Annotated in this window: 16 protein-coding genes and 1 pseudogene; 4 read left to right on the top strand and 13 right to left on the bottom strand. The window is 70.5% G+C overall.

Features of this window, described 5'->3' with window-relative positions:
• Positions 1-128: 128 nt before the first annotated feature.
• The 6 genes from mnhG to A9O63_RS05335 are packed head-to-tail and all read right to left on the bottom strand — an operon-like array spanning position 129 to position 6,192.
• On the bottom strand, positions 129-575 hold the full coding sequence (mnhG, locus tag A9O63_RS05310; protein ID WP_069330990.1) for a monovalent cation/H(+) antiporter subunit G: 447 nt from the start codon (positions 573-575) through the stop codon (positions 129-131).
• Positions 572-853: a K+/H+ antiporter subunit F gene (locus A9O63_RS05315; RefSeq protein ID WP_069330991.1), complete on the bottom strand. Its 282-nt coding sequence runs from the start codon at positions 851-853 to the stop codon at positions 572-574. Before A9O63_RS05315 ends, mnhG begins: the two co-directional genes overlap by 4 nt.
• Complete coding sequence (locus A9O63_RS05320; protein WP_069330992.1) at positions 850-1,338, bottom strand: Na+/H+ antiporter subunit E; 489 nt, start codon at positions 1,336-1,338, stop codon at positions 850-852. Before A9O63_RS05320 ends, A9O63_RS05315 begins: the two co-directional genes overlap by 4 nt.
• Positions 1,335-2,957: a monovalent cation/H+ antiporter subunit D gene (locus A9O63_RS05325; RefSeq protein WP_069330993.1), complete on the bottom strand. Its 1,623-nt coding sequence runs from the start codon at positions 2,955-2,957 to the stop codon at positions 1,335-1,337. The genes A9O63_RS05320 and A9O63_RS05325 overlap by 4 nt, the downstream gene beginning before the upstream one ends.
• Positions 2,954-3,298: a Na+/H+ antiporter subunit C gene (locus A9O63_RS05330; protein ID WP_069330994.1), complete on the bottom strand. Its 345-nt coding sequence runs from the start codon at positions 3,296-3,298 to the stop codon at positions 2,954-2,956. The genes A9O63_RS05325 and A9O63_RS05330 overlap by 4 nt, the downstream gene beginning before the upstream one ends.
• A complete protein-coding gene (locus tag A9O63_RS05335) occupies positions 3,298-6,192 on the bottom strand; it encodes a monovalent cation/H+ antiporter subunit A (RefSeq protein WP_069330995.1) in 2,895 nt (964 codons plus the stop codon). The genes A9O63_RS05330 and A9O63_RS05335 overlap by 1 nt, the downstream gene beginning before the upstream one ends.
• Before the next feature lie 318 nt (positions 6,193-6,510).
• Here A9O63_RS05335 and selD point away from each other — a divergent pair, with 318 nt between their 5' ends.
• Entirely contained in the window at positions 6,511-7,566 is a 1,056-nt protein-coding gene (gene selD, locus A9O63_RS05340; protein WP_069330996.1) for a selenide, water dikinase SelD, read from the top strand.
• A gap of 157 nt (positions 7,567-7,723) precedes the next feature.
• Here selD and A9O63_RS05345 read toward each other — a convergent pair whose 3' ends face one another.
• The gene (locus A9O63_RS05345; RefSeq protein ID WP_069330997.1) at positions 7,724-8,161 is read right to left on the bottom strand and encodes a hypothetical protein; all 438 of its coding nucleotides are present in this window, start codon (positions 8,159-8,161) and stop codon (positions 7,724-7,726) included.
• 11 nt (positions 8,162-8,172) lie between these two features.
• Entirely contained in the window at positions 8,173-9,615 is a 1,443-nt protein-coding gene (locus tag A9O63_RS05350; protein WP_069330998.1) for a GMC oxidoreductase, read from the bottom strand.
• A gap of 333 nt (positions 9,616-9,948) precedes the next feature.
• On the opposite strand from A9O63_RS05350, the gene A9O63_RS05355 reads away from it, so the two are divergent.
• From A9O63_RS05355 to A9O63_RS05365, 3 genes are all read left to right on the top strand, one after another.
• On the top strand, positions 9,949-11,463 hold the full coding sequence (locus A9O63_RS05355; protein WP_069330999.1) for a lipopolysaccharide biosynthesis protein: 1,515 nt from the start codon (positions 9,949-9,951) through the stop codon (positions 11,461-11,463).
• 11 nt (positions 11,464-11,474) lie between these two features.
• The gene (locus tag A9O63_RS05360; protein WP_069331000.1) at positions 11,475-12,428 is read left to right on the top strand and encodes a phosphoribosyltransferase; all 954 of its coding nucleotides are present in this window, start codon (positions 11,475-11,477) and stop codon (positions 12,426-12,428) included.
• 450 nt (positions 12,429-12,878) lie between these two features.
• Positions 12,879-14,030 carry a glycosyltransferase family 4 protein gene (locus A9O63_RS05365; RefSeq protein ID WP_069331001.1) on the top strand — a complete coding sequence of 384 codons (1,152 nt, stop codon included), beginning with the start codon at positions 12,879-12,881 and terminating at the stop codon, positions 14,028-14,030.
• 177 nt (positions 14,031-14,207) lie between these two features.
• On the opposite strand, the gene A9O63_RS05370 is transcribed toward A9O63_RS05365, so the two are convergent.
• The 5 genes and pseudogenes from A9O63_RS05370 to A9O63_RS05390 form a co-directional block, all read right to left on the bottom strand.
• The gene (locus tag A9O63_RS05370; protein ID WP_069331002.1) at positions 14,208-15,158 is read right to left on the bottom strand and encodes a phosphoribosyltransferase; all 951 of its coding nucleotides are present in this window, start codon (positions 15,156-15,158) and stop codon (positions 14,208-14,210) included.
• 96 nt (positions 15,159-15,254) lie between these two features.
• Entirely contained in the window at positions 15,255-16,409 is a 1,155-nt protein-coding gene (locus A9O63_RS05375) for an acyltransferase family protein (RefSeq protein ID WP_069331003.1), read from the bottom strand.
• A gap of 180 nt (positions 16,410-16,589) precedes the next feature.
• Positions 16,590-17,666, bottom strand: coding sequence for a sensor histidine kinase (locus A9O63_RS05380; RefSeq protein WP_069331004.1), 1,077 nt, complete (start codon positions 17,664-17,666; stop codon positions 16,590-16,592).
• Between the two features lie 107 nt (positions 17,667-17,773).
• Positions 17,774-18,859 (bottom strand): dynamin family protein, encoded by a 1,086-nt coding sequence (locus A9O63_RS05385; protein ID WP_235836932.1) that lies wholly within the window; start codon positions 18,857-18,859, stop codon positions 17,774-17,776.
• A 12-nt stretch (positions 18,860-18,871) separates the two neighbouring features.
• A pseudogene (locus tag A9O63_RS05390) lies at positions 18,872-19,514 on the bottom strand (dynamin family protein); the annotation flags it as partial.

The following is a 19,514-nucleotide window of genomic DNA, read 5'->3' on the forward strand; positions in this document are numbered from 1 at the left end:
GCCGCATCAACAAGACGGCCGGACCCCTCCGAAAGAGAGGCATGACCGGGACCGATCACGCGTCCGCGCGGCGCAAGCCCCGCGACCGGCCGCCCTGGCGATCCAGACCGATTTCAGGCGGAAAAGCCTTAACGAATCGCCATCGGAGGCGCTTTCGGTGGCCTCGTGCTCTCCAGATCCTCGGGGGAGAGCGCGCCCACGTCCGGCGGACCCTCGCTCGGGTCGGGGTGCGGCACGGCCGCGGGCACGCCGCCGCGGCCCTCCGCCCGGTCGCGGTGCAGCGCCGCGCGGCCCAGCATCATCAGCGTCACCGGCGTGGTGATCATCACGAAGGCGCCGATCACCAGCTCGTGCAGCACCGGGCGCCCCTGCATCCAGCTGAAGAGCAGGATCGCGGCCAGGATGATCCCGGCGGCGCCCCAGCTCGTGCCGAGGGTGGGCGCGTGGAGCCGATCGTAGAAGCTGCGCAGCTGCACGAGTCCGACCGTGCCGAGCAGCGTCAGCGTGCTGCCGAGGACGAGAAACAGCGCGATCGGAAGGGCAAGCCAGAGCGGGACCGTCTCGAGATGCGTCATTCGATGATCTCTCCCCGGATGAGGAACTTCGCGAGCGAGACGGTCGCCACGAAGCCCAGCACGCCGATCACCAGCGACACTTCGAAGAAGAAGGTCGTCCCGAGCCGCATTCCCGCCACCACGAACAGGAGCATCGCGGTCACATAGAGCGTGTCGAGCGCCAGCACCCTGTCCTGCGCGCGCGGCCCGCGCAGCAGGCGCCAGCAGGCGAGACAGCCGGCAAGGGCCAGCGCGAACTGCGCATAGGTCAGGGCGGCCGAAAGGATCGTGGCACTCATTCGAAGATCTCCAGCAGCAGGGCCTCGTAGCGGTCGCGGATCAGCCGGATCCATTCCTCCTCGTCGACCATGTCGAAGACATGGATGAGAAGCACCCCCGTCTCGGCATCGTGCTCGAGCCAGGCGGTGCCGGGCGTCGCCGTCAGGATGATCGCGAGCAGCGCGAGCGCGGGCTGCGAGCGCAGCGTGAGCGGGATCTGCAGGAAGTCCGACCGGCGCGCGCCGTGGCGGCCGCCGTTCAGGATGAGGAGCGCCACCGCCGCATTCGAGCGGACGATGTCGAGGCTCACGATCCCCACGAGGCGGAAGACCGACCCCCAGCGCCGGATCTGCGGTTGCGCGGGCTGAAGCGCGGCCATCGCCTTCCCCGCGATCAGCGCGATGCCGCTGCCGAGGATCAGGTGGCCCAGCGAGAAGCGCGTGAGCAGGAGCCACATCAGAAGAAGCGACAGCGACAGGAGCGGATAGGGCACGAGACGGCTCATGGGGCGGCGCTCCCCTCGGTGACGCGCGGGGCGGCGAAGACGCCGTCCGCATAGATGGCGGGCTCGTGCAGCGCACGCGCGGTGGCCTGCATGTAGCGCAGCGTATCCTCGGCCCGGACGGTCAGCGTAACGAGGAGCGCGATCAGCCCCAGCACCGGCGCGATCTCGAGCGCGAGCACCTTCGGCACCGAGCCGTCGGTGGCCCAGAAGGTCTGGATGCCGATCCGCACGAGGCCGATCAGCGTGGCGAACCCCGCAAGGAACAGGAGCGACAGGAAGGCCCAGCCGAGCAGCGGATCGAAGCCCGGCGCGGCCAGGAGGGGGGCCAGCATCGCGATCTTGCCGATGAAGCCCGACAGCGGCGGCAGGCCCGCCAGCGCGAGGACACAGGCGCCGAAGCTCAGCCCCAGCACGGTCAGCGTGCCCGGGATGGCGAGACCCACCTCGGGCTCGTCCTCCTCGGCCTCATCGAGCCCGTAGGCGTCGGCGGTCAGGGCCAGCATGGCGGCGATGCCCCCCTCCTCGCGGCTCATCGGCTCGATGAGCAGGAAGAGCGCGCCGGTGGCGAGGGTCGAGCTGACGAGATAATAGAGCGCGCCGCCCAGCATCTCCGGACCGCCGCCCGCGAGCGCGAAGCCCACGACCCCGAGCACGGTGCCCGACGAGATCAGCACCATATTGGCCGTCATCCGTCCGAGTCCCTGCGAGGCCAGCACGCCCAGAAGGCCGAAGGCGACGGTGGCCATGCCGCCCGCGATCAGCACGCCCGATCCGAAGCCCGCGGAGGCGGCGGCCGCCGGGCCGAAGAGCAGCATCGAGACCCGCAGGATGACATAGACGCCCACCTTGGTCATGATGGCGAACATGGCCGCAACGGGCGCCGCGCCCGCCATGTAGGCCGTGGGCAGCCAGAAGGAGAGCGGCCAGATCCCCGCCTTCACGAGAAAGGCGATCCCGAGAAGCGCCGCGCCGGTATGCAGGATCGGCAGGTCGGCCTCGGCCAGCGTCGGCACGATCCGCGCCAGATGCGCCATGTTGAGCGTGCCGGTCACGCCGTAGATCAGGCTGACCCCGATCAGGAACAGCAGCGAGGCCGCGAGGTTGATCGCGATGTAATGCAGCCCCGCCCGGATGCGCAGCTGCCCCGACCCGTGCAGGAGGAGCCCGTAGGAAGCCGCGAGCAGCACCTCGAAGAAGACGAAGAGGTTGAAGAGATCGCCGGTGAGGAAGGCCCCGTTCAGCCCCATCAGCAGGAACTGGAACAGCGAATGGAAGTGCTTGCCCTGCCGGTGCCAGCCCGCCGAGGCATAGAGCACCGTGGGAATAGCCAGCAGCGCCGTCAGAAGCAGCATCAGCGCCGAGAGCCGGTCGATCACCAGCGCGATGCCGAAGGGCACCGCCCAGTCTCCGAGCAGATAGAAGCCGATGTCGTTGCCGCCCGAGGCCGCATTGCCCTTCGACCCCACCAGAAGCTCTGCCGCGACCAGAAGAAGCGCCACCGTCGATCCGACCGAGATCGCGACCTTCGCCTTCCGCTGCCGGTCGTCGTAGAGCAGCATCAGCGCCCCCGCGACGAACGGAATGAGGATCGGGGCGACGATGAGATGGTGCGCGCTCATTCCTCGCTCTCCTTTCCGTCGACATGGTCGGTGCCCGTCACCCCGCGCGAGGCCATCATCACCACGAGAAAGAGCGCGGTGGTGGCGAAGCTGATGACGATGGCCGTCAGCACCAGCGCCTGCGGCAGCGGATCGGCATAGAGCGCGGGATCGATGAAGCCGCCCTTGGGCATGATCGGCGGCTGGGCCAGCGTGAGCCGGCCCATCGCGAAGATGAAGAGATTGACCGAATAGGACAGGAGGCAGAGCCCGACGATCACCTGGAAGGTGCGCGGCCGCAGGAGGAGCCAGATCCCCGACGCGGCGAGGATGCCGATGGCGAGCGACAGGACGATTTCCATCAGGGCGTCTCCTTCCGCTCTGTCTCTTTCTCCTCGGCGTCCTGCTCGCGCAATCGGGCCGAGCGCAGCGTCTGGTGCGCGATGGCGATGAGCATGAGGACGGTGGCCCCCATCACCAGCGCATAGACGCCGAGATCGAAGAGGAGCGCGGTGGCGGCCGGCACCTTGCCCACCAGCGGCAGCTCGACATAGCGGGCATGGGCCGTCAGGAACGGATAGCCGAACAGCCAGGCGCCCATGCCGGTCCCGCCCGCGACGAGGAGCCCCGCCCCCATCCAGCGGATCGGCAGCACCGTCAGGCGCATCTCGATCCAGCGGACATTCGTCGCGAGATACTGGAGCAGGAAGGCGATGGCGAGCGTGACCCCGGCCGAGAAGCCGCCGCCCGGCAGGTCATGGCCGCGGAAGAAGAGATAGGCCGACATCACGATCAGCGCCGGGAACATCCATTGCATGATGACCGAGGGCACGAACATGTAATCCTGCAGCGCCTCGGCCTCCTCGCCGCGCTGCTCGTCGGGGATCGAGGCGCTCTCGGAGGCGGGGCGGAAGCGGCGCAGCAGCGCATAGACCGTGAGCCCCACCACCGCGAGCACGGTGATCTCGCCGAACGTGTCGAAGGCCCGGAAATCGACGAGGATCACGTTCACCACATTGGTGCCGCCGCCCTCGTGATAGGCGTTGCGCAGGAACCAGTCGCCGATGTTGGGGATGAGCGGCCGGGTCATCACCACATAGGCCAGCGCCGCGAGTCCCGCGCCCGAGACGCCCGCGATGATGAAGTCGCGCCCGCGGCGCAGCCGCGCGGGCAGCAGCTTGTCGGCCGCGATCTCCTCGCGCCGCTTGGGCAGCCAGCGCAGGCCCAGAAGCAGAAGCGCCGTGGTCACGATCTCGACCAGAAGCTGGGTGACGGCCAGATCGGGGGCCGAGAACCAGACGAAGGTGAGGCAGGTCACGAGCCCCGCGCCGCCGAGCAGCACGAGCGCCGCGAAGCGGTGATATTTCGCCTGCCAGGCCGCGCCCACGGCACAGGCCACGCCCACCGCCCACATGAGCGCGAAGCTCACGCTGACCGGCGTGGCCCGCGCCCGCTCGACCGGCGCCAGATGGCCCCACATGACGGCGGTCGCAGCGCCGAGCGCCAGAAGCACCATCAGCCGCAGCTGCGGCTGCAGCCGCTCGGTGCCCACGATCCGGTAGATCCTGCGCGGCCAGGTCCAGCTCAGGCGCAAGAGCAGCCGTTCGTAGACCTTCTGCGCGCGGATGCGGTGCAGGAGGGGCGGCCCCTCGGGCCCCGCCGCGATCCGGCTGCCGAGAAGCGCATAGAGCAGGATGCCCAAGGCCAGCGCCACCATGCTCATGACGAGCGGCGCGTTGATCCCGTGCCAGATCGCGATCGACGTGTAGGGCGTGTCCGGCCCCATCACCGACCGCGCCGCGAGGTTCAGCGTGGGCCCGAGGGTGAGGCCCGGCAGGATCCCCACCACGAGGCAGACCGCGACCAGAAGCTCGACCGGGCGGCGCATCCAGGGCTGCGGCTCGTGCGGCACCTTGGGCAGGTCCACGGGCGGCGGGCCGAAGAAGACCGTCGCGATGAAGCGCAGCGAATAGGCCACCGAGAAGACGCTCGCGAAGGTCGCGAGATAGGGCAGCATGTCGTCGAGCCAGGTGCCGTTGTGCCAGTCCACCGCCTCGGCGAAGAACATCTCCTTGGACAGGAACCCGTTCAGGAGCGGCCCCCCGGCCATGGCGGCGGCCGCCACGATGGCGAGCGTGCCCGTCACCGGCATCAGCCGCATGAGGCCGCTCAGCCGGCGCATGTCGCGCGTGCCGCTCTCGTGGTCGATGATGCCCGCGGCCATGAAGAGCGAGGCCTTGAAGACCGCATGGTTGGCGATGTGGAAGATGGCCGCGAGGATCGCGCCCGAGCTGCCGATGCCCGCGAGCGCGGTGATGAGGCCCAGATGGCTGATGGTGGAATAGGCCAGAAGCCCCTTCAGGTCGTGCCGGAACAGCGCGACGATCGACCCCACGATCAGCGTGAGCATGCCGATGCCGGTCACGGCATAGAACCACAGTTCGGTGCCGCCCAGCGCCGGGGTGAAGCGGACGAGCAGGAAGACCCCCGCCTTCACCATGGTGGCCGAATGGAGGTAGGCCGAGACCGGCGTGGGCGCGGCCATCGCGCCCGGCAGCCAGAAATGGAAGGGGACCTGCGCCGACTTGGTGAAGGCGCCCAGCAGGAACAGGCCCAGCACCAGCGGATAGGCTCCATGGGCGCGGATGAGGTCTCCCGAGGCCAGAACCCGGTCGAGATCGTAGCTGCCCGCGATCCGGCCCAGCAGCAGCATCGCCGCCAGCAGGCAGAGCCCGCCGGCCGCCGTCACCACGAGCGCCGTCCGCGCCCCGTCGCGCGCCGCGGGCGTCTGGTGCCAGTAGCCGACCAGAAGGAACGACAGGATCGAGGTCAGCTCCCAGAAGACCACGAGCAGGAGGATGTTGCCCGACAGGAGCATCCCCATCATGGCGCCGGTGAAGGCCATGAGGAAGGAATAGAACCGCGGCACCGGATCGGACTTCGACAGGTAGTAGCGGGCGTAGATCACCACGAGCCCGCCGATGGCGGCGACAAGGGTCACGAACAGCCAGGAAAACCCGTCGAGGCGGATGTCGAGCCCCAGCCCCAGCGACGGCACCCAGTCGAGGCCGGCCCGCAGCACCTGCCCCTCGGCGATGGCGGGATGGAGCGCCGCGAGGATCGCCAGCCCTCCCGCCAGAACGAGCCCCGAGACCGCCGCCGCCGCATTATGCGCGTTCACGGGCAGGCTGGCCGCAACGAGCGCTCCGAGAAACGGCAGCGTCACGAGGATCAGGAGCAGGTTCTGTTCGATCATGCGGGGCCGGGATCCTTTCCGTGCTTGGGCGTTCGAGGGGCGGTTCTTCCGCAGGACGCAGCGCGGGCGCGCCTGCCGTGGAACCGGGGCGCGAAAGCGGGCATCTGCCGGGAAAACCGATGCCCCTCCTATGGATGGGAAGACCCCTGCGGATCAAGTCATTGCAGGTCACGAAAAGTAATCTCGGGCAGGAAAATGCGGATCCAACCCCGCGCGGCGGCGTCAGGCGGCCTGTGGACGCGCGCGCCGGGCCCGAGTTGACAGCCGGCAACGGGCGCTTCATGGCTGGAGCGTGCGACAGGATGTCCGGAGGAGCCCATGACCGATCGACCCGCGAGCGAACCGAGGCTTACCTCGCTGTCCCATGGCGGCGGCTGCGGCTGCAAGATCGCGCCCGGCGTGCTGGCCGAGCTTCTGCGCGCGGCACCTGCCCTGCCGGTGCCGGCCGATCTTCTGGTGGGCACCGCCACCTCGGACGATGCCGCCGTCTGGCGGCTGAACGACGACCAGGCCCTCGTCGCCACGACCGATTTCTTCATGCCCATCGTGGACGATCCCTACGACTTCGGCCGGATCGCCGCGACCAACGCGATCAGCGACGTCTATGCGATGGGCGGGCGCCCGATCCTCGCGCTGGCGCTGGTGGGGATGCCGATCTCGGTCCTCTCGAAGGAAACCATCGGCCGCATCCTCGAAGGGGGCGCCGCGGCCTGTGCCGCCGCCGGCATCCCGATCGCCGGGGGCCACACCATCGATTCGGTCGAGCCGATCTACGGTCTCGTGGCGCTGGGGCTCGTCCATCCCGACCGCGTGCGGCTGAATGCCGGCGCACGCCCCGGCGACCGGCTGGTGCTGGGCAAGCCCATCGGCACCGGCATCCTCTCGGCGGCGCTGAAGAAGGAGGCGCTCGATGCCGCGGGCTATGCCGAGATGATCGCCACCACCACCCGGCTCAACACGCCCGGTCCGGATCTGGCCGAGCTTGCGGGCGTCCATGCGCTGACCGATGTGACGGGCTTCGGCCTCGGCGGGCACGGGCTCGAGATGGCGCGGGGCGCAGGCGCGCGGCTCCGGATCGACTGGGCGCGCGTGCCGGTCATGCCCGCGGTGCGGGGGCTTCTCGCGCAGGGCTTCGTCACCGGAGCCTCGGGGCGGAACTGGGACAGCTACGGCGCAGGCATCGCGCTGCCCGCAGACTTTCCCGTGCCCGAGCGGGCGCTCCTCACCGATCCGCAGACGAGCGGCGGGCTCCTCGTGGCCTGTGCGCCCGACAGCGTGGGCGAGGTGCTCGCCACCTTCGCCCGCCACGGGTTCGAGGCCGCGGCCGAGATCGGCACGGTGGAAGACGGCCCCGCGGAGCTCGTGATCGCCTGAGGCTGGCCCTTCCGCGTGGGCGCGCCCTCCCCCCGGGGGAGCGGCTCGCTCCGCGCACGGGGGCGCAGCGCAAGACGGATTGCCTGCCCTGTTCCACCGGTCGCTCGCTCCGCGCGCGGGGGGCGCAGCCCTCGCGGACGAGGCCGAGGCGCCTGCCTCAGGCCAGTTCGAAGGTCGCGTAGGGATTGAGGCAGGCGGTGGGGCCGATGAAGCTCACCTCCTCGTCCGGTTCCGTCCGCATGGCGATGTTGGTCATCCGCACCGCATCGCCCAGGATATGCCGCTCGAACTGCTCGAGCCGCCCGGCGCGGTCGTCGGGCAGCATCTCCATGGCGGGATCCTCGAGGCCGGTCTGGTAGGCGGTGGCATAGGCCGCCGCCAGCTTCCACGGCGGCGCGAGCCACGGACGCTGCGCCACGCTGGCCGCGGTCAGCGCCTCGACCTCGGCCTCCTCCATCCTGAGCGGCCCGAAATGGCGCTCGAGCACGGCGCGGACCAGATCCTCGGGCCGGCGGGTGATCGCATAGCCCCCGGCCGCGGCGAGGGCGGCGGTGGCTCCGGCCAACTGGAGGGCGCGGCGGCGGCTCAGTTTCATGGGCGGCTCCGTCAGATCAGAAGGTCGGCGGCGCGCAGCGACAGCGCGGCGGCGGTGAGCGAGGGGTTGGCGGCCGAGCAGGTGGGGAAGGTGCTGGTGCCCACCACCACGAGATTGCGCAGCCGGTGATGGACAAGGCCCGCATCCACCACCGACCGGGCCGGGTCGGACCCCATCCGCAGCGTGCCCTGCAGGTGGCTCTCGGTCTCGCGGATGCCGTGGTCGAGGATCTTCTCGACCGGCAGCGGCGCGAGCAGCTCGGGCAGCGCGGCCTTGGCCCGCTCCATCCCGCGCAGCGCATAATCCGAAGGTCCGTGATAGTCGACGAAGGCCCGCCCCTCGCCGTCCAGCGTCACGCGGTTGCGGTCCTCGGGCAGGTCCTCGGTCACGATCACGAGCGGCAGGGTCTGGCGCATCCGCTCGGCCCCGAGCCGCATCCCGTGCGACCAGCGATTCTCGAAATAGACCAGCGCCGCGCCCCGATCCTTGCGGTGCGGCCCGTCGTAGAGACCGAAATCGAGCCCCGTCGTGATGGTGCTGCCGCCGAAATTGTCGACCCCGTCGAGCCAGGCCTCCATCGACCAGCCGTAGGATTCGTGCAGCCCCACCCCGGTCAGCCCGCCGCCCAGATCCGAGCGCAGGAGGATCGCCGGGCTGTGGATCGCGTTGGCGCCGAGCACGAAGAGATCGCCCGTCACCTTGTGCTCGCGCCCGTCGGGGCCCCGGATCACGGCCGCCGAGATCGAGGATCCCGCCGCCTCGAAGCGGCGCACCTCCGTCTCGAGGCAGAGGGTGACGCCCGGCGTCTCGTAGAGCGGCACGAGCGAATTGTTCGCGGTGAACTTCGCATCCGCCGGGCAGATCTGGCAGCGCAGCGAGGCGCAGCAGGCCGCGCGCGTCTCGGTGGCGATGCGGGCCCGCGCGGTGGGCATCACGAAATGGCTGTCGGGCCGCGCGGCCTTCATCAGCCGGTCGGGGTCGGGCATCACATGCGGCGGCTGCGGGAAGGGGCGCGAGCGCGGCATGACCTGCGCCATGTCGGGATCGCCCGAAACCGCCATGATCTCCTCGGCCTCGCACCAGTAGGGCTCGAGATCGTCGTAGGAAACCGGCCAGTCCTGCGCCACGCCGTGATCGGTCCCGAGCCGGAAATCGGCCGGATGCAGGCGCGGCGTCTGGGCGAACCAGCAGTTGGTGCCTCCGCCGAATCCGATGGTGAAGTTCCAGGGCTTTTCCGAATTGGTGGCGTAGGTGTCGCTGTCGGTCACGGGCGAATTCCGCCCTTCCTCCAGCTGCCAGTCGTGTGTCGAATGCCGGCCCCATTCCAGAACGAGGATCCTCCGCCCCGGCTGGCGCAGCAGCCGATGCAGGAAGAACGAGGAGCCGAAGCCCGAGCCCACAATGATCACATCGAAATGTTCGCCGGCGACGCTCTCGGGCGGAGCCAGGTTCATATGATTCATCTCCTAATTATTACTTGCTACCTTGAGGCGAGCGGCGGGAAACTGTCCACCCCTGCCCCCATGGATCGGCAAGCCTTTGCCTGCCCTGTTTGCAACCGCAGCATGATTATGCTTATGCAGCGTCGACCTGCCATTTGAACGGGCAGCGGCAGGAACCCGTGCGCGCCGAAGATCTACGGGTTGCACGTCTGGGAACTTTGGGGCCCCTTGGGGCTTCGTCCGCAAGCCGCGGCCGGGCCGGTCCCTCGCCGGCCTGCCGCGGAACCGAGGGAGAAACGTCTCGATGCGATCCTGTCTGACTGCCTGCGCCGGGCGGGTGTCCCGGTGAGCGGGCAGCATCTCTTCGATCCCCCGCAGGGGTCGCTGCGCACCACCGTCGGCCGCGGTGCCGCGGCCATTGCCGCGTCGCAGGCGGTCATGGTGGCCACGCAGATGGGATCGGTGGTCATCCTGTCGCGGCTGCTCGCGCCCGAGGAATTCGGCCTCGTGGCCATGTGCGCGCCGGTGCTGGCGCTGATCGGGATGCTTCAGGATTTCGGCCTCGTGCAGGCCACGGTGCAGAAGCCCGACCTCAAGCACGAGGAGGTGAACTTCCTCTTCTGGGTCAATGTGGCCCTCTCGGCCGCGCTGGCGCTGCTTCTGCTGCTGATCTCGCCGCTCGTGGCCCTCTTCTACCAGGAGCCGCGGATCGGGCCGCTGATCGCCGCCATGGCGTTGATCGTGGCCGCGAACGGGCTGGGCGCGCAGCATGCGGCGCTCCTGAACCGGCGGATGGAATATGGCCGCATCGCCATCATCGGCGTGGTGGGCGCGGTGGCGGGGCTCGGCACTGCGACGGCCTGGGCGCTGGTCCAGCCGAGCTACTGGGCGCTGTTCGGCGGCCAGCTTGCCGGGACGCTGCTGCCCACCGGCCTCATGTGGCTCGCCTCGCGCTGGCGGCCGGGCCGTCCGGGCGGAGCCGAGGGCGGCCGCGCGCTCATCGGCTTCGGCGCGGGCATCACGGGCTTCAACTTCGCCAACTTCTTCGCCCGCAACCTCGACAATGTGCTGATCGGCCGGGTCTGGGGCGGGGCGCAGCTCGGCCTCTACGACCGCGCCTACAAGCTGTTGCTGATGCCGCTGAACCAGGTGGCGAACCCGCTCTCGAAGGTGATGATCCCGGCGCTGTCGCGGATGCTGGAGGAGCCCGACCGCTACCGGAGCGCCTATCTGCGCGTGCTCACCCTGTCGCTCCTCCTCGTCCTGCCGGGCGTGGCGGCGGCGACGGCGATGGCGGACCTGCTGATCCCCTTCGCGCTCGGCGAGCACTGGGCGGGCAGCGCGCCGATCTTCATGGCGCTCGGCTTCGCGGGGCTCCTGCAACCCCTGAACAACCCGGCCGGATGGCTTTTCATCAGCCAGGGCCGCTCGACCGAATTCATGTACTGGGGCTTCGCCACGGCACTCTTCGCGGTGGTGGCCTTCGTGCTGGGCCTTCCCTACGGGGCGCTCGGCGTGGCCATCGCCTATGCGATCAGCGAATATCTCAAGACGCCAGTGCTCTGGCTCTATATCGGGCGGCGCGGCGCGGTGCGGGCCCGCGACGTGGCCCTTGCCTGCGGGCCCCTCGTGCTTGCGGGCCACGCAGCGCTCGGCGTGGTGTGGCTCGCGCGTCCCTGGCTCGCCGAGGCCCGGGTGGCGGCGCTGCTCGAGGGGGCGCTGCTTGCCTATGTGGTGACCGTCATGCTCATCGCCCCCTTCCCGCAGGGCCGCGCCGTGCTGGCCGAGGCCGGATCGCTTCTCCGCGGGGCCCTCTCGAAGCTCCGCTCCCGCACCATCCGCCGCGCGACGTCCGGCTGACGAGGACAGACATGCATTACCGTTCGATCACCGATCTGGCCGATCTTCTGCAACACAGCCTGCACCGCATCCCGCGCGAGACCGATCTGGTCGTGGGGCTGCCGGGCGGCGGCGTTCTGGCGGCCAACATCCTGTGCCTGCTGGCCAACGTGCCGATGTCGGATCTGGAGAGCATCCTCGCCGGGCGCAGCTTCTCGGTCGGGCGCACCAAGCTCGAGGGCGGCCCGGCGCCTCAGCCGCAGCATGTGGTGGCGGTGGCCGACACGGCGGAGGGCGTGGCCGAGGCCCGCGCGCGCCTTCAGGCGGCCGGGATCGCGGCCACGCTCGTCGTGGTCTACGGCGACGGCGCCGAGGTGCCGGGGGCGGATCTCGTGCTCGAGCCCCTGCCCGAGCCGCGGATCTTCCAGTGGAGCTTCATGCAGCATCCGATGCTCGAACGCGCCTGCGTGGATATCGACGGCGTCCTCTGCCTCGATCCGACCCATGCCGAGAACGACGACGGCGCGGCCTATCTGGAGTTTCTGACGGCCGCCCGGCCGCTCTATCGCCCGGTCCGGCGGATCGGAACGCTGGTCACCAGCCGGCTCGAGAAATACCGCGCCGAGACCGAGGGCTGGCTCGCCGCCCAGGGCATCGCCTACGGCCGGCTGGTGATGCTCGACCTGCCGAGCCAGGCCGAGCGCATCCGGCTCGGGGCGCATGGCAGCTTCAAGGCCGAGACCTACCGCCAGTCCGACGCGCCGCTCTTCATCGAGAGCGAGAACCGGCAGGCGCGCCGCATCGCGGAGCTGTCGGGCAAGCCCGTGCTCTGCCTCGAGACCCACAGCCTCGTGACCCGCGAGACGCTGGCGCGCGCCCCCGCCGCGGCGCCCGCGCCGTCCGCGTTGGGCACCGCGAAGTCGATCGCGCGCGGCCTTCTCGGCCCGGCGCGGGTGGCGGCTCTCAAGCGGCGGTTCGCACGATGATGAACAATGCGCCGCTCTGCAGCATGAACCGGAGAAGATCTTGCAGCCGCCTGCCGGTCAGGGCCGGGCGGTTTGCATCTTTGTGAGAATCTGCGGCCAGAGGTTGGACCGCGGAAAAAAGTAACCTAAGGTTGATCCTGTCACGAGGAGTTCGGGTGTTAGTTTCGGTGGCCAAGGCGGTCACTGACCTGATGGATCAATAGTCTGACCGGGGGATCCTGCGATCTCCTCACCTCCGACCGTCAACAGGAAGCACGGGAAAACAGAACGTTGTCACAGAACATTCGTCAAACGGCCAAAGGCCGTGCCGGCGGAGCTTCCGCCTCCCTCCCCCGGGCCGAGGCTCCGCGACCGTCCTGGCTGGAACAGCTGCGATCGACGGAACTCAACCGGCAGTTGCCCTTCGGCGGCATCGGTCGCGCCCTTGAACGCGCTACATCCGAGAAATCCGTGCCGCAGACGGCCTCGCGGCCGCTCCGCATTCTTTTCACTCTGGGCGACCCCTACCTGCCGCAGCGCAGCGGCGGCGCCCAGTCGAGCACCGACCAGCTGGCCGCCGCGCTCCGCGCCCAAGGCCATGACGTGGCGGTGCTCGCGGGTCTCGAGGGCGGCGGCTGGACCGAGCTGCGCTCGCGGATGCAGCGCCGCCTCCTGCGCCGCGACTATGCCCGGAACCGCATGGGCGGCTACTGCGTGTTCCGCACCTGGAACCCGATCGACGCCTCCGAGGTGGTCCGCCGCTTCCGGCCCGACGTGGCCGTGGTGCAGAACGACAATACGCAGCGCGCCGTGCCGCTGGCGCGCTCGCTCGAGGCGGCCGGCGTGCCGGTCGTCTTCTACTTCCGGAACGTCGAACTCGAGGATCTCGGCGGGACCCCCGCGAGCCTGCACGGCGCGCGCTTCGTGGCCAACTCGGAATTCACCGCCCGCACCTACGGCAAGGTCTTCGGCATCCGCTCGACCGTGATCCCGCCCTTGGTCGAGCCCGAGCTCTACCGCACCGAGACCACGCGCGAGAATGTCACCTTCATCAACCCGGTGGCGGTGAAGGGGCTCGAGACGGCGCTCGGCGTGGCGGAGCTTTGCCCCGACATCCCCTTCGTCTTCGTCGAAAGCTGGCCGCTCAGCGCCGAGCGCAAGCAGGAGCTGGAAGAGCGCATCGCCGCGCTGCCGAACGTCACCCTGCGGATGCGGACGAGCGACATGAAATCGGTCTATGGCAAGGCCAAGATCCTGCTCGCTCCGAGCGTCTGGCAGGAGGCCTGGGGAAGGGTCGCGACCGAGGCGCATTTCTGCGGCATTCCGGTGATCGGGTCGAACCAGGGCGGCCTGCCCGAGGCCATCGGGATCGGGGGCCATGTGCTGCCGGTGGATGCGCCGGCGGCCGACTGGGCGGCCGAGGTGCGCCGTCTGTGGGACGATCCGAAGGCCTACGAGGCGGCCTCGGCGGCGGCCTATGCCCATGCGCGGCGGCCCGAGATCTCGGGCGACCACCAGCTTCGCACCTTCCTCTCGGTGCTGCGCGGCGCCTGCGGCGACGTCACCCGCCGCGCCGGGACAGTGGCGGCCCGTGCCATGACCGTGGCGCTGCCGCTGATCTGACACGCGCAGGGCGGGCGGATTGGTCCCGTCAGCCCGCACCGTTCCTGCGATGAGAGGGGCGCGGACGTCCGCGCCTCGACGGGCAGATCGGCCCTCCCCCTCCTTGCCGCTGCGCCCCCCGGCATGGAGGCGACCGCCCGCGCGGCGGGCCGTGGGCGCCCCGCCTTAGCCCGGCCCTCAGCCTCCGCGCAGGCGCTGGCTCAGGGCAGAGAACCGCTGCGGCCCCAGCACCGACCAGGCCGCCTGCCGCACCAGATGACGCGCGGCGCTGCGGCTGCGCAGGCGCGGGATCTGGGCGGCGATATGGCCCAGATCGGGCTGATAGAGCCGCTGCTCGGGCAGGCACAGCACCGGCCGCCCGGAGAGGCGCATGATCTGGGCGGCCTGCCGCGGCTCGCTCTCGATGAAGAGAAGCGCGTCGCTCTCGCGGTAGACCGAGGCCTTGAAGCTGCCGTGGGCGCCCCGGCGCATCCGCTCTTCGCGGCTCGGCAGATCCAGCATGGCCAGCCGGTCGAAGGCGATGCCCTGCGCGGCCAGCCAGGCTTCCGTCTGGGGGCGGTATTTCTCGAGACGGCTGGTGACGAGCATCCCGATCCGCTGGCGCGTGCGGTTGAGCGGACGCGCGTTCAGCAGGAACTCGAGATAGGCCGGGCCGTCGTCATTCTCGGCCTCGGTCGGATCGTGGCAGAGGATGCCGTCGATATCCACGCAGCAGCGGGCGAGGAACTTGTGGTGCATCGCGTTCCACTGGAACATGCGCGGCTGCGGCACCGCCTCGAAGATCAGGTCGGCCTCGGGATGCTCGGGCAGAAGCCCGTAGACGGCGGCATAGAGCACCCCCTCGCCCCGATGCGCCGCAGCCACCCGGTCGCGCGCCTCCTGCATGGCGATGCCGGAGCTCAGGCTGTCCTCGAGCACGAGGACGCGCCGCTCGGCGCCCTCTGCGGGCGTGCGCTTCTCGAGGAAATCGTCGAGCGCCACCACCGGCAGCCCCGTGGCCGCGCCCAGCATCTGCGCGGCCAGAAGCCCGCTCCGCGGGACGCCCACCACGAGATCGAGATCCCGCGGCAGCCGATGCAGGGACGCGAGGATCGTGCGGTTCATGTCGGCAATCGAGCGGTAGTTCATGCGGGTCTCCGGATCATGGCCTCAGGCCAGAGGTGGGGCGCGGCTGCGGCCTGTCGAGGGCGGATGCGCCGACCATGGGAAGGCGCCGCAGCCCGGTCAAGCGCTGCCGGGCGTTCCGGGTCGGTCGGGCGAGAGCCTGCCGCGCAGGGCGGCGATCCGGCGGAGGAGAGGCTCGTCCACGAGCCAGGTGAAGGCGATGGCGAGCGCCAGCGTGAGCGCGGCGAAGAACGAGGCCACCAGCGCCTCGGGTGCCCCGCGGAGCATGGCCCAGCACACGACCGTGTAGAGGATCGGCACATGGACGAGGTAGAGGCCGAAGGAGATCCGGCCGAGGAAGAGCGGCAGCCGCGTGGCGAAGATCCGCGCCAGCGCAGGCAGGGTAAGGACCGCATAGAGCAGGAGCGCCGCCGCGAGGACGGGCACGAGGCCGCGCGGCTCGCCCACCTCCCAGCCCTCCGGCACGTCCGGCAGATGCAGCCGGTCGTGCGCGCCCTCGCCGGGCGATCCCAGCAGCACCGCCGCCACCAGCGCCGTGGCGGGCAGCGCGAGCCCCGGCAGCGGCCGCAGATGGCCCCGTCGATGGGCCTCGTAGAGGCCGGCGCCGAGGACGAAGCCCAGGTAGGGGTCGGGCAGCCAGCCCAGCACGGCGAGGCCGGCGGCCCCCAGCGCCAGAAGACGCGCCCGGCCCTCGGCCAGGAAATAGAGAAGGAAGATCCCGGCCGAGCCCAGAAGCTCGAACTTCATGGTCCAGAGCACATTGTTGAACCGCGAATAGCCGCGGATGAAATTGCCCGCCATCCCGTCGGCCACGGCGAGCCAGAGCGGCTTCAGCGGCTCCTGATAGGTCAGGGCCAGCCAGCGCGACGGCTGGACGAGCGTGCTCTGCAGCCGGGTCGCCGCGTCGGGGAACAGCGAGAGCCAGACCCAGGCGACGAGGCAGCTTACCGTCACCGGCAGCGCGAGGCGCAGGTACCTTGTCACGAGGTTGGTCAGCAGCACCGACCGGCGCCGCTCGGCCGCGGCCGCCATGACGAAGCCCGACAGGACGAAGAAGACCGCGACGGCGAAGCGGCCGTTCCAGAGAAGATGCAGCGGCGTGTCGGCGAAGCCGGTGAGCGTCTGGCCCATCGATGGCGTCAGATGCGGGTGGAGCAGGCACAGATAGTGATAGAGCACGACAATGGCGGCGGCGATGCCGCGCAGCCCGTCGAAGGCCGCAATGCGCGGGGAAGGTGGGGGCGCCAAGGACATGAGGGGTCATTTCCGTCTGAACGTAAGAAGGAATCCCGCCGGGAACGGGGCTTTGACCGCGAACCTAGGCCCTATCCGCCGGAGGTACCACATGCAGGCCAGGGTTGTGCACGATCTCGCTCAGCGGGTGGCGGGATTTGGCCGGCCTCCTCGGCGCAGCCGCGCCCCGGGCGGGAACCTTCAGATCTCCGGCACGGCATCGGCCTGAGGGCCGCGCGGCAAGGCCGCGGGGAAGCTCAGGTCCGACAGGGTGCCGCCGCCCGGGCGCGCGCGGATGGTAAGCTCGCCTCCGATCTGCTCGGCGAACTGCCGCGCGATCGACAGGCCGAGGCTCGTCGTCTCGGCCACCGAGAAACCGGGCGGCAGGCCCGCCCCGTCATCCTCGATCACGAGCCGCGCGCGGCCCTGGGCCTCGGCCACCGACAGGCGGATCAGGATGGTCCCGGAGGCGCCGCCCGCAAAGCCGTGCTCGCAGGCATTCATCAGCAGCTCGCTCGTCACGAGCCCCAGCGGCATCGCCTGATCGGGCTCGGAGCGGAAGGAGTCGATCTCGAACCGGCAGGAGATGCGTTGCGTCGCATCCATGGCCGCGACCGTGTCGCTGGCGAGGCCGCGGATATAGTCGCCCATGTCGACGAACTGCCGCGAGGGATCGTGCAGCCGCCGTTGCAGGCGCGCCACGACCTCGAGGCGGGCCCGTGCGTCCGCCACCGCGGCCCGCGCCTTCGGATCGCCGAGCCGTCTCTCCTGTAGCCGCAGGAGCGAACCCAGCGTCGCGATATTGTTCGAGACCCGGTGCTGAAGCTCGTGAAACATGAGCGAGCGGGCATGGGCCAGCGCCGAGCTGCGGGCCTCGGCCTCCACCATCCGGTGCAGGGCTGCGGTCATCAGATGGACGAGCAGGATGTCCGTCACCGCGATGAAGGCGAAGAAGAACATCGCGAACAGCGCAGGGTTGGTGGCCGAGAGCGAGCCCACCGGATGGATGAACCAGTACCAGGCGATGAAGCCGGTCGCGACCGCCACCGCCGATCCGGCCACCGCCCCCGCGAAGAAGGCCGTCAGGATGATGGCCGGGAAGAAGGTGAGGAAGGGAAAGCCGGGCGGCAGCACCTCGTCGACCGCGAAGCGCAGGAGGGTCGAGGACAGGACGGCGCAGAGAGCGAACAGGCCCTTGAACAGGGCCGAGCGGTCCGTCGCCCAGCGCAGGACGAACCGGCTCAGCCGGTCCGGCGGTTTCGCAGTGAGCAGTTCCAACCTTCGTCCCTTCGCTGAACGCGGCGAAGCTACAGCAAGCGGCAGCCGATGCAACCCGAGCCGACCCGACGTTCCCCCTCGGAGCGGTCACGTTGGTGGCAAACCGCTCAGCCCTCGCGGGCCCAGGTCGCGGCGATCCGCTGCAGCGCGGCGCGGGCGAGCGGCAGGGGCGTCCGGTCCTCGCGGATGAGCAGGAAGGCGAGTTCCGACGGGGCGGGACGGGTCAGGAGCAGCAGATGGGGCCCGAGCCGCATCACCATCTCCTCGACCGGGGCACCGGCCGCGGCCTCGACCGCCTCCTGCCCGTCGAGAAGCGCGCGAAGGGCGGCCGTCAGCGGGCCGGCCCGTCCGGGCTCGGGGCCGAAGGCGAGGCAGGATCCGCCACGGCGGGCGGCGATGCCGCCGCAGACAAGCCCCGCGAGAGCGGCCGACAGCTCTTCCGTCTCGCGGCGGGCCGGAGGCGGCTCGGGCCCCGCAGGAGCCGGGGCCAGCCGCCCGCGCCGCTCGATCAGCAGGTGGGCGAGGCTGTGCCCCCCTGTCGTCTCCCAGGCCTGCAGGTCCTCGGCCGAGGCCCGGATCGCATCGCGCGCGGCCTGCACGAAGGCCACCGCGCCGAAGAAGGGGCCCGCCTCGCGCTGCACCCGGTCCTCGATCCGGTCCCAGTCGGCGGCGCTGCGCAACTTGTCCCCGCGCGAGAGCACGATGACCGACCGCTCGCGCATCGGCGGCAGGCGCGCCACCACCGACCGCTCCGACAGCCGCCAGGCCTGCGAGGCGATCGAGACCCAGATCAGCAGGTCCGCCCCCGCCATCAGCGCCAGCGCCTCGGGGCCGACCTCGCCGTCGCTCGGGAAGGGCAGCTCCACCAGCTCGATCCCCGCCAGATGCGGCGCATCCACCAGCACCTCGCACAGGCCCGCCCCGCCGAAGTCGGTCGCGGCATCGAGGGCAGGCGCCCGCTCCGTGGCGCCGGTGCCGTGGTGGAGGAGCACCTTTCCGGCCTCGTCCGGCGCATGGCGCAGGAGAAAGGCCGGGCGGGCCCCCGGCCGCGAGAGCATCGGCAGCACGGGCTGGCGCAGCAGGGCGTTGATGACGCTCGACTTTCCCGCGCGGCCCTCGCCCGCCACCACGACCCGCAGCCGCCGCGCGGGGATCGGCCGGCCACGGGCCTGCGCGGCATGGGGGGGCCCCATCTGCAGGGCGCCTCAGGCGGCGTCCGCCAGCGAGGGATGCGCCAGCCGGCTGTCGCAGATCGCGAGGACCTGCAGCCGCCGCTCGAGCACCTCCATGCGGCTCTGGAGACGGTTCGACATCTGCGCGGCCCGCACCGGATCGGCCGCCAGCTGCGCGAGCACCGCCGCATCGCTGCGCAGCCGCTCGGCCCGCTCGGCCATGGCCCTGTCCACCGTCGCGAGGAGGATCCCGATCCGCTCCTTTCCCGTCTCGATCCGCAGGGCCTGCGCCTCGGTGGCGGCGGCGAGGATCTTCTGCGACCAGGGCAGAAGCTCGGCCAGCGTGATCCGGCGCAGCGCCTCGAAGGTGCGGGCCGGATCCGCTTCGGCACCGCGCCAGAAGGCCCAGCCGCGGCGCGCGATCATGTCGACCGTCAGAGGGCGCCGCGCGAGGGTGAGGGTCGTGGCAAACTCCTCGTGCGGCAGCCCGTGCAGGCTCACCCCCGCGGCCACGCCCGGGAAACTCTTGCTCGCAAGCCCCGCCGCCTCTGCCAGAGCCTCCGCCAGAGCCTCGTCGGCGGCGCTCCGGGTGCGGCGGTAGTCCTCCGACAGGTCGCGGTCGAGCAGGCGGCCGAGCCGTGCCAGATCCACCGGCACCGGCCGCCGGTCGCCGGCC

Origin of the sequence: Cereibacter johrii, assembly GCF_001720585.1 — a bacterium.
Lineage (GTDB): Bacteria > Pseudomonadota > Alphaproteobacteria > Rhodobacterales > Rhodobacteraceae > Cereibacter_A > Cereibacter_A johrii.